At 71.4% G+C, this 14568-nt stretch carries 14 protein-coding genes; 5 read left to right on the forward strand and 9 right to left on the reverse strand.

Going from position 1 to position 14568, the window contains the following annotated elements; all coding sequences use genetic code 11:
• Window positions 1–64: 64 nt before the first annotated feature.
• From MMA15_RS02985 to MMA15_RS03000, 4 genes are all read right to left on the reverse strand, one after another.
• Window positions 65–778, reverse strand: coding sequence for a GvpL/GvpF family gas vesicle protein (locus MMA15_RS02985; protein WP_241057365.1), 714 nt, complete (start codon window positions 776–778; stop codon window positions 65–67).
• A 3-nt stretch (window positions 779–781) separates the two neighbouring features.
• Complete coding sequence (locus tag MMA15_RS02990) at window positions 782–1228, reverse strand: gas vesicle structural protein GvpA (RefSeq protein WP_241057366.1); 447 nt, start codon at window positions 1226–1228, stop codon at window positions 782–784.
• Window positions 1229–1482: 254 nt separating this feature from the next.
• Window positions 1483–1935 (reverse strand): gas vesicle protein GvpO, encoded by a 453-nt coding sequence (locus MMA15_RS28145; RefSeq protein WP_308290501.1) that lies wholly within the window; start codon window positions 1933–1935, stop codon window positions 1483–1485.
• A 162-nt stretch (window positions 1936–2097) separates the two neighbouring features.
• Window positions 2098–3108 carry a LacI family DNA-binding transcriptional regulator gene (locus MMA15_RS03000; RefSeq protein ID WP_241057367.1) on the reverse strand — a complete coding sequence of 337 codons (1011 nt, stop codon included), beginning with the start codon at window positions 3106–3108 and terminating at the stop codon, window positions 2098–2100.
• A gap of 290 nt (window positions 3109–3398) precedes the next feature.
• Between MMA15_RS03000 and MMA15_RS03005 the strand changes: the two genes are divergently transcribed.
• A complete protein-coding gene (locus MMA15_RS03005; protein WP_241062945.1) occupies window positions 3399–4253 on the forward strand; it encodes a phytanoyl-CoA dioxygenase family protein in 855 nt (284 codons plus the stop codon).
• A gap of 327 nt (window positions 4254–4580) precedes the next feature.
• Window positions 4581–5993: a sugar porter family MFS transporter gene (locus MMA15_RS03010; protein ID WP_241057368.1), complete on the forward strand. Its 1413-nt coding sequence runs from the start codon at window positions 4581–4583 to the stop codon at window positions 5991–5993.
• A 106-nt stretch (window positions 5994–6099) separates the two neighbouring features.
• On the opposite strand, the gene MMA15_RS03015 is transcribed toward MMA15_RS03010, so the two are convergent.
• The 4 genes from MMA15_RS03015 to MMA15_RS03030 all read right to left on the reverse strand — a co-directional run bounded on the left by MMA15_RS03015 (window position 6100) and on the right by MMA15_RS03030 (window position 10655).
• Window positions 6100–6921: a carbohydrate ABC transporter permease gene (locus MMA15_RS03015; protein ID WP_241057369.1), complete on the reverse strand. Its 822-nt coding sequence runs from the start codon at window positions 6919–6921 to the stop codon at window positions 6100–6102.
• Window positions 6918–7892, reverse strand: a complete 975-nt coding sequence (locus MMA15_RS03020; protein WP_241062946.1) for a carbohydrate ABC transporter permease — start codon at window positions 7890–7892, stop codon at window positions 6918–6920. Before MMA15_RS03020 ends, MMA15_RS03015 begins: the two co-directional genes overlap by 4 nt.
• A 104-nt stretch (window positions 7893–7996) precedes the next feature.
• Window positions 7997–9487 carry an extracellular solute-binding protein gene (locus MMA15_RS03025; RefSeq protein WP_241057370.1) on the reverse strand — a complete coding sequence of 497 codons (1491 nt, stop codon included), beginning with the start codon at window positions 9485–9487 and terminating at the stop codon, window positions 7997–7999.
• A gap of 58 nt (window positions 9488–9545) precedes the next feature.
• A complete protein-coding gene (locus tag MMA15_RS03030) occupies window positions 9546–10655 on the reverse strand; it encodes a carbohydrate kinase family protein (protein ID WP_241057371.1) in 1110 nt (369 codons plus the stop codon).
• A gap of 177 nt (window positions 10656–10832) precedes the next feature.
• Between MMA15_RS03030 and MMA15_RS03035 the strand changes: the two genes are divergently transcribed.
• The 3 genes from MMA15_RS03035 to MMA15_RS03045 all read left to right on the forward strand — a co-directional run bounded on the left by MMA15_RS03035 (window position 10833) and on the right by MMA15_RS03045 (window position 13460).
• Entirely contained in the window at window positions 10833–11630 is a 798-nt protein-coding gene (locus MMA15_RS03035; RefSeq protein ID WP_241057372.1) for a DeoR/GlpR family DNA-binding transcription regulator, read from the forward strand.
• On the forward strand, window positions 11627–12973 hold the full coding sequence (locus MMA15_RS03040) for a 6-phospho-beta-glucosidase (protein WP_241057373.1): 1347 nt from the start codon (window positions 11627–11629) through the stop codon (window positions 12971–12973). The genes MMA15_RS03035 and MMA15_RS03040 overlap by 4 nt, the downstream gene beginning before the upstream one ends.
• A gap of 217 nt (window positions 12974–13190) precedes the next feature.
• Entirely contained in the window at window positions 13191–13460 is a 270-nt protein-coding gene (locus MMA15_RS03045; protein WP_241057374.1) for a hypothetical protein, read from the forward strand.
• A gap of 72 nt (window positions 13461–13532) precedes the next feature.
• On the opposite strand, the gene MMA15_RS03050 is transcribed toward MMA15_RS03045, so the two are convergent.
• Window positions 13533–14525, reverse strand: coding sequence for a 2-hydroxyacid dehydrogenase (locus MMA15_RS03050; RefSeq protein ID WP_241057375.1), 993 nt, complete (start codon window positions 14523–14525; stop codon window positions 13533–13535).
• Window positions 14526–14568 lie beyond the last annotated feature (43 nt).

The raw sequence follows: 14568 nt of genomic DNA on the forward strand, positions 1-14568 counted from the left end.
TACGGACGGCCGTCGTGTACGCCCGGCCTGTACGGACGCCCGTCGCGGACGCCGTACGCCGATGTCAGACGAAGCTGTACGGCGGCAGCGGCCCGTTGAGGCTGAAGGTGTAGGCGTCTCCGCACCGCTCCGACTCCTCGTGCACGGTCTGGGCGAACGCAGCGGCGTCCTCCCGCCGTACGAGGAACGAGGCGTTGAGGAAGTGCGACTGCGTCGGCTCGGCGACCGTGTGCCGCCGTGCGCCGGGCGCCAGCCGGTCCGCGACCTCTTGTGCCTCGGCCTGTCCGCGGGCGTGGACCTCGCCGGAGACCAGCTCGCCCAGCCGCACCTTCTCGTCCTGCGCCTCGGGGTGCTGCCTGGTGGTCTCGCGCAGGCGCTGGATCTCCTCCGAGCCCGCGACGATCTCGCGGAGCAGGTCGTCCTCGTCCCTCGCGACCTTGAGGTTGTATTCGAGGCAGTCCTCGAGTTCGGAGAGGCGCTGCGCGTAGGCCTCCTGGTTCTCCTCCAGCACCGTCTCCACGGCTCGGTCGTCGGGGCCGACCAGGCCGAAGCGCATCGGCAAGGTCGCGCCGTCCTCCATCACCTGCTCCAACACGGCCTGGTGCGCGGCGAGATCGCGGCGCTTCGCGCGCAGGTTCTCCGGCGCGTCGCTGACGACGGCGCTCAGCTTCCCTGCCTCGACCGTACGGAGCGGGCCGCCGGGCTCCCCCACGCCGCTGAGCCCTTCGAGGTTCCGCGGGTGGTCCGCGGCCGTGATCGCGTAGATGTACGTGGGCATGTGTCAGTCCTCCTTGCGGCGGGTGGTGCGGCGGCTGCCGGAGGAGGCGGACGCCTTCCTCGGTTCACGCTCCCGCTCCTCCTCGTCGCCGTCGCGCCCGCGCTGGAGGGATTCGCTGAACGCCTCGACGGCGCCGGTGAGCGCGCCCTTGGACTTGCCCTTCGCGCCGTTCTCGGTGACGTCGCCCACGATCTCGGTGAGCTGGGTGGGGGCCTTGCGTCCGGCTTCGAGGTCAAGCCTGTTGCACGCCTCGGCGAAGCGCAGATACGTGTCGACGCTCGCGACGACCACGCGCACGTCGATCTTGAGTATCTCGATGCCGACGAGGGAGACGCGCACGAACGCGTCGATCACCAGGCCGCGGTCCAGGATCAGTTCGAGGATGTCGTAGAGGTTTCCGCCGCCGGAACCGGCGGTCGGCTGGCTGCTGGTCTGCGGGACTACCGTCACGTTCTTCGTCCTTTCGTAGAGCTTCGGACGCGTTCATGAGAGTTCGGAAGAGTCGGAAGGTGCAGAAGAGTCGGAAGGTTCATCGAAGGTGCAGTGATTCAGGGGCAGTTCGAGATGCTTGGACGTCGTTCGAGGACCTGGGAAGTGTCCGTATGGATCGGCCGATCCAGGCGGATCAGGCGGATCAGGCGGATTCAGCAGTCCGCCCGGGCGGCGGCGACGACGCGTGACCGCTTCCGCGGGTCACGCCGCGCTCATTTCCGCTGGTCGATCTGGCCGCGTGCGTAGCGGCGGGTCCGCTCGTAGCCGAGCAGGTTTCCCTGGCCGTCGAGTTGTACGCGGTAGGAAGCCATCACGCTGGTGGTGTCGGGGACTCGCTCGACCTCTACGACCTCGATGTCGGCGGTCCAGCCGTCGCCGGACGCCTTGAGCGAGGACACGGAGGCCGGTTCGCGTTGCAGGAGTTCGGCGAGCTGCCCGGCGGCGAGACGCATGGCCTCGGCTATCGGAACGCGTGCCGTGTGCGTCCCGTCGCCCCGGTGCCGCTTCGGATCGCCTTGCCTCTGCTGCGAGTTGCTCTCGTCGCCCGGCCGGTCTCCGCTGTCGTGGCCGCTGCTCTCGCGGGTCTCCCGGCCCTTGCTTTCGCGGCTCTTGCTCTCTTGGCCCTCTTCATACCGTCTGGCCTGTTTGTCACCAGTTGTCGCCATGCCCTCACCCCTTTCCCGGCAAGCGGTTCGTAGACCTGTGTTCCGGGTCTCACCCGCATTCCGCGGAGGGTGTGTTGGGTGCCCCGACGGTGAAGACCTATGCGCAGCGGTTTACTTCGCCGCCACGACCGCCCTGTTCCACCAGGTCCTTGGTGACGAGGCTCACGCCCGGGCGCTCTCCCGTACGACGAGCCGGTGGGCCACGGTGACGCGCCTGGCGGGGAGATGGCCCAGGCGTCCGTAGACGCGGTCCGCGAGGCACTGGAGGGCGCGCTCGGCGATCTGCTCCTTGTCCGGGGCGACGGTCGCCAGTGAGGGCACCGAGTAGCGCCCGTCCTCGATGTCGTCGAAGCCGACGACCGCGACATCATGGGGCACCCGCAGCCCGCGGTCGCACGCCGCACGGATCGCACCGAGGGCGAGTTCGTCGCTGAAACAGAAGACGGCGTCCGGGACTTCGCCCGCGTCCAGCAGGTCGCGCATCGCCCGGTGGCCCTCCTCGCGGTGGAGCGTCGCCACGGAGCGGGTCGAGCTCTCCGCCATGGGCAGCCCGGCGGCGGCCAGCGCCTCGCGGTAGCCCTGGGCGCGCTGTTCGGCGGTGCCGTTGGAGAGCTGGGGCTGTAGGCCGATGGCGGCGACGCGGCGGCGGCCGAGGGAGATCAGATGGGCCGTCGCCTCACGTGCGGCGGCGACGTTGTCGATGGCGACGTGGTCCGCGATGCCGCCGGTCTCCTGTTCGCCGAGCACGACGAGGGGCAACGTGGCGCTGTGGCGGCCGAGTTCCTCCGGTGTGAGCGACCAGGGGCTCATGATCATGCCGTCGACGGTGTGCCGTTCGGAGCCTTCGAGCAGCCGGCGTTCCCGCTCGGCGGCGCCGTCCGTACGGTCGATGAGCACCGTCCAGCCGCGGTGCCGGGCGGCGTCGATGAGCAGTTCGGCGATCTCGCCGAAGTAGGGCGAGCGGACCTCGGGGACGGCGAGGCCGATCAGTCCGGTACGGCCCTGGCGCAGGTTGCGGGCGGCGAGATTCGGGCGGTACTGAAGCTCCTCTATCGCGGCGAGCACCCGCTCCCGGGTGGCGGGGGCGACGGCGGGCGCGTTGTTGACGACGTTGGAGACCGTGCGCACGGAGACGCCCGCCCGTGCCGCCACGTCCTTGAGCTTCGTCGCCACCTCGAACCTTTCCGCTCGGCTGCCGCAGGTCTGCCACCCGCTGTTCGCGGGGCCGATCATCCCATGCCGCCGGGGGCGGGGGAGAAAATCCCGCGCACCTGTTGCGACGCTGCATGCAACGTTGCAAAGTGGCAGGCCGAAACGACAGTACTAGCGAAGGGATTCCGCCAGTGGCCACAGTGAGCACTCCGTCGTCGTACGACAGCGACACCGGGACCGGCGTCGGCGCCGGTCATGCGGCGGATCAGGGCGGGAAGGCCGCCCCCGTCGACTTCGCGACCGTCGGCGCCGTGGTACGGGACCTCTACACCGACGGCATCAGCGCACTGCGGGGCGCGTTCAGCACCGAGTGGGCCGACCGCATGCGCGAGGACATCGAGGCGGCCTTCGAGGAAGCGCGTCATCGCCCCGGCGGCGCCGTGGGGCGCGGCCCGAGCCGCTACTACGTGGAGATACACCCCGAGCAGTTCCGCGGCTTCGTCGAACTCGTCGACCACCCATGGGTGCGGGCGGTGTGCGAGGCCGTGCTCGGTCCGCGCTACTCCATCGTCGAGCTGGGCTTCGACATCCCCTTCGAGGGCGCGGTGCATCAGCCCTGGCACCGGGACTTCCCGATGCCCGACGTCACACGGGACAGGCACCACCTCAACTCGCTGGCCTTCAACCTCACCGGTGTCGACACCACCGAGGACATGGGGCCCTTCGAGATCGCGCCGGGCACTCAGTGGGACGACGGCACCCACTTCGAGCACGAGATGTTCCCGCCGCGTGAGGACTACGACCGCTACCGCGAGCTGGGCGTGAAGAAGTATCCGCAGCGCGGCGACATCTCCGTACGCTCGGCACTCACGATCCACCGGGGCACCGCCAACCACTCCGCGCTGTCCCGGCCGGTGCTGGTGCTGGGGGTCGACGCCCCCGGGGCGGGCAACGACGGGCACCACGACATGGCCGTGACCCACGGCTACTGGGAGAGGCTGCCCGAGCGGGTGAGGGCGCACCTGAACTGCCCCGTCGTCGACTCGCTGACCCCGATCGTGCAGAAGCACACCATCGAGGGCCTCGTCATGGGCGACGCCGATCCGGACGGCGACGCCGGGTCCGCCTCCCCCGCCGCCGGGATGGCAGGCGCCGCTCCGGAGTGAGAGCCGGAGCGGGAAACCCCCGGAGAGAGAACCGGAGAGAGAGCCCGAATGACAAGTCGCTCCGCCCCGTAGTGAGGGGCGCGGCGAGCGGCCTCGTGCGCCCGCGACCCGCAGTGAGCGCCGGCGACGCCGGACGAGCGCATCAACGCCATACGACCTCGGGCGAGCGACCGCAGCGGGCGGCCGAACTGTCCCGTCCCGCTTCTCCGGCGAGCCCGAAATCCGGGCACCGGCCACCAGACGACCCCCGAAACCACCCCCGGATCGACCGAGTTCCCCCGGCCGAGGCGACATCGGCCCAGGCGGACCACCAAGGAAAGGCGCCACGTGACCACCTCAGCTCCAGCGCGGACGGCCCAGGCCGCCGCACCCCTACGCCAGCCCCCGCTGCTCTACGCCGTCGCCGCGATCTCCGCGCTCGGCGGCCTGCTCTTCGGCTACGACACCGGCATCATCTCCAGCGCGCTGCTCGACCTCGGACGCGATCTCCAACTCTCCTCCCGCGCACAGGAGATCGTGGTCAGCGCGATCCTCGTGGGCGCCATGGCGGGCGCGCCGGTCTCCGGCACGCTCGTCGCCCGCCACGGCCGCAAGCCGGTGGTGACAGGTGTCGCCGTGCTCTTCGCCGCGGGGGCGGTGGCGGCGGCCGTCGCGCCCGGCACGGGCACGCTCATCGCGGCGCGCTTCGTGCTGGGTCTGGCGGTCGGCGCGGCGTCCAACACCGTGCCCGTCTATATCGCCGAGACCGCGCCCGCCGCGATACGCGGGCGGCTCATGGTGCTCTTCCAGCTCATGGTGGCGATCGGGCAGCTCATCTCCTACCTCGTGGGCTACGCCCTCGCCGGACCCGGAGGCTGGCGGTGGATGTTCGCGCTGGCGGCGGTGCCCGCCGTGGTTCTCGTCCTCGGGATGCTGCCGCTGCCGGAGAGCCCGCGCTGGCTCGTGGGGCAGGGTCGTACGGAGGAGGCGGCCGGAGTGCTGCGCAGGCTGCGGCGGCCCGGCTCGGACATCGCCGGTGAGATCGCGGACATCCAGGCCGTACGCACCGAGGAGCGCGGCGCGGGCTGGCGGGCGCTGCGCGGCTCGTGGGTGCGTCCCGCGCTGGTCGTCGCCCTGGGCATCGCGGCGTTCTCGCAGCTCACCGGCATCAACGCGATGGTCTACTACGCGCCGAAGCTGCTCACGGACGCCGGGTTCGGCGACTCCACGGCGCTGCTGACGGGCGTCGGGATCGGCGTGATGCTGGTGGCCGCCGGGATCGCCGGGACGCTGCTCGTCGACCGTACGGGGCGGCGGCGTCTGCTGCTGTGGCTGCTGCCCGGGTCGGGGCTGGCGATGGCGGTGCTGGCGCTGGCGTTCCTCGGCAGCGGCGGGTCCGGGGCGCAGAAGTGGACGGTGATCATCGCGCTGTTCGCGTACATCTTCCTCAACGGGGCCGGCATGCAGGCGGTCGTCTGGCTGATCGGCCCCGAGGTGCTGCCGCTGGCGGTGCGCGGACCGGCGATGAGCGTGGCCACGACGGCCGTCTGGGGCTTCGATCTGCTGATCGCGCTCACGGCGCTGACCGCCGTCGACACCTTCGGCCGCACCGCCACGTTCCTCGTCTACGCGCTGATGAACGCCGCGTGCTGGGTCTTCGTGCTGCGGCGGGTGCCGGAGACGCGGGGGCGCACGCTGGAGGAGATCGAGCAGGCGCTGCGCCGTCCCGCGCGCAGGAGGAAGGAACCGGCGGGCGTCTAGGGCGACTTGGCGGGCTCAGACAGCTCAGCGGATTCGACCCGCGCGGCCGGGGCGAGCGCGCCCGTCCCGGCCGCGGCCACGGACCCGTCCGCGTCCGCCCGGCCGCTCACTCCTTGACGGCGCCCGTCAGCATCCCCTCGATGAACCGCCGTTGCAGCGCCACGTACACCACCACGACCGGCAGCGCGATCAGCACGGACGCGGCTGCCAGCAGTGCCGTGTCGGAGCTGTACTGCCCCTGGAAGAAGGCGAGTCCGAGCGGCACGGTGCGGTGGGCCTCGTCGCTGACCATCACCAGGGCCATCAGGAACTCGTTCCACGTCCACATGAAGACGATCACGGCCATCGTCGACAGGGCGGGGCGTCCCATCGGAACGAGCACGCGCCACAGCGTCGTCCAGCTCGACGCCCCGTCGATACGGGCGGCCTCGATGACGGAGCGGGAGCTGTTGCGGAAGTAGGTGCGCATCCAGAACACGCCGAACGCCAGCGACTGCGCCGTCTGCGGCAGGATCAACGCCCAGTAGGAGTCGGTCAGTTGCCAGTAGCGCAGATCGAAGTAGAGCGGCACGACGAGAGCTTCCTCCGGAAGCGTCAGACCGAGCACGAAGAGGTAGAAGAGCAGGTTCGAGCCGGGGAAGCGCATCACGCCGAAGGCGTAGGCGGCGAGCACGGCGAGCACCGTCGTGGCCGCGACCACGGCCACGGCGACCAGGACGGAGTTCGTCAGATACGAGCCGAAGTGCCCTCGGCTCCAAGCCTCGGCGAAATTGCCCCAGTTGAGGCCGTCCGGCAGTGAGAAGCCCGTGTCCAGGGAGGAGCGGCTGCCGAAGGCGGTGGACAGCACGCCCACCACGGGCGTGAGGCTGATTACGGCGAAGAGGGCGAGAACGCCGTAGGTGGCGCTGCGTTCGAGGCGGCCGGTCATGAGTCGTCTCCTCCTCGTTCCCGGCGCTCGTCGCCGCGTCCTCCGCGTGCTCCGGGTTTGTCCCGTCCTCCGCGTCCGCCTTCGACGAGCCGGGCCACAGTGACCGTCAGCGCGAAGATCAGCACCGTCAGGGCGATGCCCATGGCCGCCGCCGAGCCGACCTCGTTCGTCTCGAAGGCTCGGTGGTAGACCTCGTAGGCGGGTACGGAGGTGGCGTTGCCGGGGCCGCCGCTGGTGGTGATGTAGATCAGGTCGAAGTTGCGCAGTCCGGCGACGATGGTGAGCGTCAGCGCGACGGCGATCTCGGCACGCAGCGCGGGCAGCGTGACGGCGAGGAACTCCCTTAGCGGGCCCGCCCCGTCGACCCGCGCCGCCTCGTACAGCTCACGCGGGATGCGCTGCGCCCCGGCGAGGAAGAGCACGACGCACAGACCCGTCTCCACCCAGGTGCCGACGGTGCCGACGGCGGGCAGCGCCCACGTCTGGTCACCGAGCCACGAGCGGGCGAGGGAGTCGAGCCCGACGGCGCGGAGGGTGTCGTTGAGCAGGCCGTCGGTGCCGAGGATGGAACGCCAGGCGACGCCCACGACGACCATCGCCAGCACCTGTGGCAGGAAGAGCACCGTGCGGAAGAACGTCATGCCGCGCACCCGGAAGCGCGAGAGCGCCGAGGCCAGCAGCAGCCCCAGCGCCACGGGCAGCGCGGCGTAGAACAGCAGCAGCGCGAGGGCGTGCAGGAACGGGCCGCGCAGCGACGGATCGGCGAGCAGCGCGCGGTAGTTGTCCGCTCCCGCCCAGGTGGCGACGGTCAGCCCGTCCCAGTGGAGCAGCGACAGCCACGCCGTCTGTCCGAGGGGGAAGAGGAGGAAGACGGCGTAGAGCAGCAGGGCGGGCAGCACGTAGAGATAGCCGACGGCGCGCGGCTGGCCCGGCGCCTGGCGGCGGTAGCGGTCGCCCGCGCGGCGCCGCAGCACGCCCCTTACGCCCTGGGGCCCGGCGGCGGCCCGGCCGTTCCCGGTCTCCGTCGCGTCCGTCCCGCCGGGTCCGTAGGCGCCGGGTGCCGTGGGTGCGGCGCTCACCGCTCCGGCTTCCCTTCGCTGCGCTTCTTCTCCTGGAAGCCGCTGTAGGAGCGCTGCATCTTCGAGGAGAGTTCGCCGGGCGTGAGCGAGCCGTCGATGACGCCCTGGAGGTCGGCGGAGAGCGAGTCGTAGAAGTCGGGCGTGGTGTAGTCTAGATACGGCACGAGGCCGTCGGCCGCGTTGAGCTGCTCCCAGCCCTTCACCATCTGTGCGTCGACGCTGCCTTCGGGGATGTCGCGGGCGGCCTTGCCGGGCACGGCGGGCAGCACGCCCTCCTCGGTCATCACGTCGGCCGCGTGCCTGCTGGTGATGAAGTCGAGGTAGGCGGCGGCCACTTCGGGGTGGCGGGACTTGGACGTGACCGACCAGGCGAGGCCCTGGCCGCCGGTGGTGACGGGCTCGGCGTCCTTCTCGACGGGCGGCGGCGGCATGAAGCCGAGCTTGTCGCCCATGGACTTCTTCAGGTCCGGGAGCTGCCAGGTGCCGGTGATGAGGAACGCTCCCTTGCCGTCGGCGAACTTCTTAGCCGCGTCGTCGTATCCCGTTCCGTTGGCGCCCTTGGGTATGTAGCCCTGCTTCCTCCAGTCGGCGAGGGTGCGTGCGGCCTCCTTCGTGGGCTCGTTGTCGAAGCCGTCGCCGCGTCCGAAGACGCTCTCGCGGGTCTCCTCCGCACCGCCGGCCTGGTTCTGGAGGACTCCGAAGGTGTGGATCGCGGGGTACTTGTCCAAGTTGCCGAACTGGACGGGGAGTTCGCCCTCGTCCTTGAGGCGCGGCAGCGCGTCCGTCAGCTCGCCCCAGGTCTCCGGGGGCTCCACTGAGGCCTTCTCCAGTACGTCCTTGTTGTAGTAGACGCCGATGTACTCGCCGGTCTGTGAGATGCCGTACAGGCGTCCGGTGCCGAAGTCGCGGGCGTCGGCGGAGACCCGGTTGAGGTTGAGCAGCGTCGACGGATACCGGGTGTTCCAGGCGTAGATGCCCGCGTAATTGTCGAGCGGCGTGAGCAGACCGGCCTTCACGAAGGCCACCATGTCGGGGTAGCCCTGGTTGGCCTGGATGACGTCCGGCGGCTTGTTGCCCGATATGGCGAGCTTCAGCGTCGTCTTGAGGTCGGAGAAGCTGCGGGCGACGCGCTTGATGCGGACGTTGGGGTACTTCTTCTCGAACTCGGCGTTCAGGCGCTCCAGTTCCTCGTTCTGGCCGCCGCGTACCTCCTGGTCCCAGACGGTCAGTGTGGCCTTCCCCGCCTTGGACGGGTCGGGCTTCGACGTGGCCGCCGCTCCGGGCACGCCCGCGCCCGCCGCGCCGGAGCCGTCGGTCCCGGGCACGCAGGCCGAGGCCGAAAGGGCGGTGCCGAGGGCCAGTACGAGCAGGGCCGTCCGGCGTGGGCGGGCCCTGCGGGAGGGCGCCGGTGCCGATCTCGGTGCCGGTGCCCTGCGGCGTGCCGGAGGGCTGTGCGGGCTCGTGCCCCTCACTCGCTCAGAGCGCATGGAAGTCTCCTCTCGGCGTCCACCGCCGACTCGGCCCGCCTCCGCACGGGGGCGTCGGTCATGGCGCACGGAATCCGATGGTGGGCGTGGCCCGGCGCAGCGCCGAGCCACGGTTGGCCCCGGGAAGCAGATCGGACAGGAAGGCGTAACGGCGCATCACGTCCTCGCTCTGTCCGCCGCAGCGGGTGGCGTACTGCCACCACGCGGACACCTCCGGCCAGCCCGGCGCGGACAGCGAGCCCCCGAAGTGCTGTACGGAGAGCGCCGCCGTGAGGTTGGCGAAGGCGAGCCGGTCGGCGAGCGGCCAGCCCGCGAGCGTCCCTGTGATGAAACCGGCGACGAACACGTCGCCCGCGCCCGTGGGGTCGAGGGCCTCCACGGGCAGTGCGGGAAGGTCGGCGCTCTCGCCGCTCAGCGAGTCGACGGCGACGGCACCGCCGGAGCCCTTGGTGACCACGGCGATGGGCACCAGTTCGGCCAGCGCCCGTACGGCCTCCTCGGGACTGGCGGTACGGGTGTAGTGCTGCGCCTCGGCCGCGTTGGGCAGAAAGGCGTGGCAGTAGGAGAGGTCGGCGAGGGTGTCGGGGTCCCAGGCGCCGGTGTCGTCCCAGCCGACGTCGGCGAAGATCTTGCTGCCCTCGTCGTGGGCCTCGCGTACCCAGCTCTCCAGCCGTCCGGGTGCCAGATCGGTGAAGCAGGCGCGGGAGCGCGGGCGTTGGGCGGACCGCACGCAGGGGGCGGGGGCCTCGTGGCCGTGCGAGACCATCGTGCGCTCGCCCTCGTAGGCCATGGAGACGGTGACGGGCGAGTGCCAGCCCTGTGCGCGGTGGGACGGGGCGAGGTCGATGCCCTCGCTGTCGGCCAGCGACTCCCAGCAGTAGTCGCCGTAGACGTCGTCGCCGAAGGCCGCGGCGAGCGAGGTGCGAAGTCCCAGGCGGCGCAGGGCGGTTGCCATGTTGGCGACGCCGCCGGGTGATGAACCCATGCCGCGCGCCCAGGACTCGGTACCGCGCACGGGTGCGTGGTCGAGCCCGGTGAAGATGATGTCGAGGAAGACGGTGCCGGTCAGGAAGACGTCCTGCTCGGGTCCGCCGTCGCCGCGCAGGGCCGACAGCGGGTCCAGAGCCGCTGAAGTCGGCGCCGGCTGCGCGCTCCCGGTCGTGCTCACTGCTGATCTTCCCGCCCCTTCTGCGGTCCCACGGCTCTGCCCTGCCGTCGGCGCAGCGCCGCACGGCAGCCGTGGAACCCTCGATTCTTTGAGCGACACCTTGCACGTCAGAGGCGTTGAGTGCAAGACCCCGGTCACACTCGCGCAAAGACGCTCAGTCGCGCTACATTGCCCGGCATGTTGCGCGACACCCGGCACGAGCAGTTGCTGAGACTGCTCCGCGAAGAGGGCGTGCTGCCCGTCGGGCAGATCGCACAGCGCCTCGGCGTCAGCGAGGCCACCGCGCGCCGCGACCTCAACGACCTCGGCAACGCCGGCCTGTTGACCCGCGTCTACGGCGGCGCCGTCGCCCGCGGCCCCGTCGAGCGGCCCTTCGCGGAGGAGGAGGTCGACGACCGCGAGGACAAGGACGCGATCGCCCGGCGGGCGGCGGCGACCGTCGAGGACGGGGAGGTCGTGCTGCTCGACATCGGCACCACGACTCTTCAGCTCGCCCGGCGGCTGCACGGCCGCGCCATCACCGTGGTGACGAGCAACCTCGCGGTGTACGAGGAGCTGAAGGACGACCCGGAGGTGGCGCTCGTGCTCCTCGGCGGCCAGGTGCGCCGCAACTACCGTTCGCTGGTGGGAAATCTGACCCGGTCGAGCCTGACCCAGCTCTACGCCGACCGGCTCTTCCTCGGCACCAGCGGCGTACTGCCCGACGGACGCGTGCTGGACACCACCGACGTCGAAGTGCCCGTGAAGCAGGCCATGCTGGGCTCGGCACGGCACGTGGCGCTGCTGGCCACCGCGCGGAAGTTCCCCGGCAAAGGCACGGCCCGCATCTGCGGGCCCGGGGACGTCGACACCCTGATCACCAATCGCACCTCCGATCCCGGGACGCTCGCGCTCTTCCGCGAGGCCGGGGTGGAGGTGGAGACGGCCGCGGAGACGACGGCCGCGGAGGCGAAAGCTGAGATGGAGGGCCGATGAGGCTGACCGTGCTGGGTGGCGGCGGATTCCGGGTGCCGCTGGTGTACCGGGCGCTGCTGGAGGACGAGGGCGACGAGGCGGGCCGCATCACCGAACTCGTCCTCCACGACACCGACTCGGGCCGCCTCCGCGCGGTGACGGCGGTACTCGCGCATCAGACGGCACGCCACAGGGGCCGCCCCGCCCCCGCCGTACAGGCCACGACGGATCTCGACGAGGCCCTGCGCGGCGCCGACTTCGTCTTCTCCGCGATCCGCGTCGGCGGCCTGGAGGGACGTACGCGCGACGAACGGATTCCGCTCGCCGAGGGCGTGCTCGGCCAGGAGACGGTGGGCGCCGGCGGTGTCCTCTACGGGCTGCGTACGCTGCCCGTCGCCGTGCACATCGCCGAACGCGTCGCCGAACTCGCCCCGGACGCCTGGGTCATCAACTTCACCAACCCGGCCGGAATGGTCACCGAGGCGATGAGCCGCGTCTTCCGCGAACGGGGCCTGGGCGAGCGGGTGATCGGCATCTGCGACTCCCCCGTGGGCCTGTGCCGCCGTGCGGCCCGCGCGGTGGGCGCAGACCCGGAGCGGGCCGACTACGACTACGTGGGGCTCAACCACCTCGGCTGGCTGCGACGCGTCGTCGTCGACGGGCGTGACGTCCTCCCCGCGCTGCTGGCCGACCCCGCGCGGCTGGAGTCGTTCGAGGAGGGCAAGCTCTTCGGCGCCGGCTGGCTGCGCGCCCTGGGCGCGCTGCCCAACGAGTATCTGCACTACTACTACTTCAACCGCGAGGCCGTCGACGCGGTGCGTGGATCGCGGGCCACGCGCGGGGAGTTCCTGCACGAGCAGCAGTCGCGGTTCTACGAGGAGTCCCGATCGGCCGAGGCAGCCGCCGCGTACGCCGCCTGGGACCGTACTCGCAGGGAACGCGAGGAGACCTATATGGCCGAGAGCCGTGAGGCCACCGGCGGCTGGCAGCGCGACAGTTGCGACCTGGACGGCGGCGGCTACGACAGGGTGGCGCTGGCGCTGATGCGCGCGGTCTCCCGCAACGAGCGCACCACGCTGATCCTCAACGTGCCCAACCGCACGGCGGTTTCGGGCCTGGACGCCGAGGCGGTGGTGGAGGTGCCGTGCCTGGTCGACGCGGGCGGTGCCCGTCCCCTCTCCGCGGGCGCGGTGTCACCGGACCAACTGGGCCTGATGCTCCAGCTCAAGGCGGTCGAACGCTCGGCGATCGAGGCGGCGGCCGACGGCTCGCGCCCGGCGGCGCTTCGGGCGCTGGCGCTTCATCCGCTGGTGGATTCGGTACGGGTCGCGGAACGCATCCTGGACGCGGCGGGCGGTCTCTGAACCGGACTGACACCCGGGCGACGGGGACCAGGACGGAGCAAGCGGCCGTCGTCCGGGGGCAGTCGGCAAGCAGAGGGCGGCGTCGGGCTGCCGTGGCCCGAAGGTGCCCGTACGGCGTGCGCGGGCGTGGACCCCGGGCGTCGGCAGTCGTACTTTGATTGCACGAAGCCGCCTCGCGGGCACGCCCGGCAGCGAAGAGCCTCCGAACATCAGGCCGGTGGTGATTCCCATGGTGCTGAAGGATCTCTGGCGAAGACTCCATGAGTTCCACGAGGAGCAGATCGAGATCTGGGAGCGGATCAACCTGCTCAACCGCCCATGGGAGGAGGAGATCCTCCACTGGGCACGTGCCGAGGAGGGGTGGGTGCTGCACGGCCGCATCCCGCCGCCCGCCCGTGGACACCGGACGAGCGTGACCCGCAGGGGCTGGTGCCCGGGGCTGAGGCCCCGAGGGGGCGCCGGGCAGCCGCCCTCCGCGTCCAGTTAGCGACGCCGGGGCGGCCGCCCATGGACGGCCGCCCGCGCTCAGATCCGGCGGCCCCTTCGGGCCAAGGCCGGGTCAGGCCCGTGGACAGGCGTTGGCGAGCGGTTCCCCGCTGGCGTAGCGGCGCACCTGGTCGACGATGAGACGTTCGGCGCGCGGACGGAACAGGCCCGAGCCGCCCGCGACATGGGGAGTGATCAGCACGCCTGACTGCTGCCTCAACGGGTGGTCGCCCGGCAGCGGTTCGGGATCGGTCACGTCGAGCGCGGCACGCAGCCGCCCCGCGCGTACCTCCTCCAGCAGCGGCCCGGTCTGAAGGGTCACGCCCCTGCCGACGTTGACGACGAGCGCGCCGTCGGGCAGCGCCGCCAGTTCGTCCTTGCCGAACAGGCCCGCCGTGGCGGGGGTTTCGGGCAGTACGAGGACGGCGATGTCCACCTCCGGCAGCAACTCGCGCAGCCGGGTGACGGGATGGACGTCCTCCTCGGGCCGTGCCCGCCTGGCGACGCGTACGACCTCCGCCTCGCACGCCAGCAGCCGCCGCTCCAGCGCCTGCCCGATCGATCCGTAGCCGACGACCGCCACCCGTGAGCCGGCGAGCGAGCGTGTGAAGTGCGGTTCCCAGCGCCCGGCCCGCTGGTCCTCGGCCCAGCGCGGCAGCTCACGCTGGGCGGCGAGGATCAGTCCGAGGGCGTGCTCGGCGGTCCCGGCGTCGTGCAGGCCACGGCCGTTGTAGAGGCACGCGGTCTCGGGCATCAGCGGCAGCAGCTTCTCCACGCCCGCGCTGAGCGACTGCACGGCGCGTACGGAGGTGAGCTCCGGCAGCAGTCGTTCCGCGCCCGGCACCGCGTAGGGCATCACCCACAGTTCGGCCGACTCCCTTGTCTCGGCGGGCAGTTCGTCGACGGGGGTGTGCCCGTCCCAGATGTGCACCCGTACGTTCGCGGGCCACGGCCCGTGCCGTACGTCGAGGCCCGCCCAGGGCAGCAGCACATGGACGGCGGGCCCGGCGGACTCGGCGGCGCCGGTCGCCGGGGTCGTGGCCGTGGTCTCGGTCGTCGAGGGCATCGGCGGACCTCTCCTTCGAATCGTCCTTCGTCCGTGCGTCGGT

The organism is Streptomyces marispadix (assembly GCF_022524345.1).
Lineage (GTDB): Bacteria > Actinomycetota > Actinomycetes > Streptomycetales > Streptomycetaceae > Streptomyces > Streptomyces marispadix.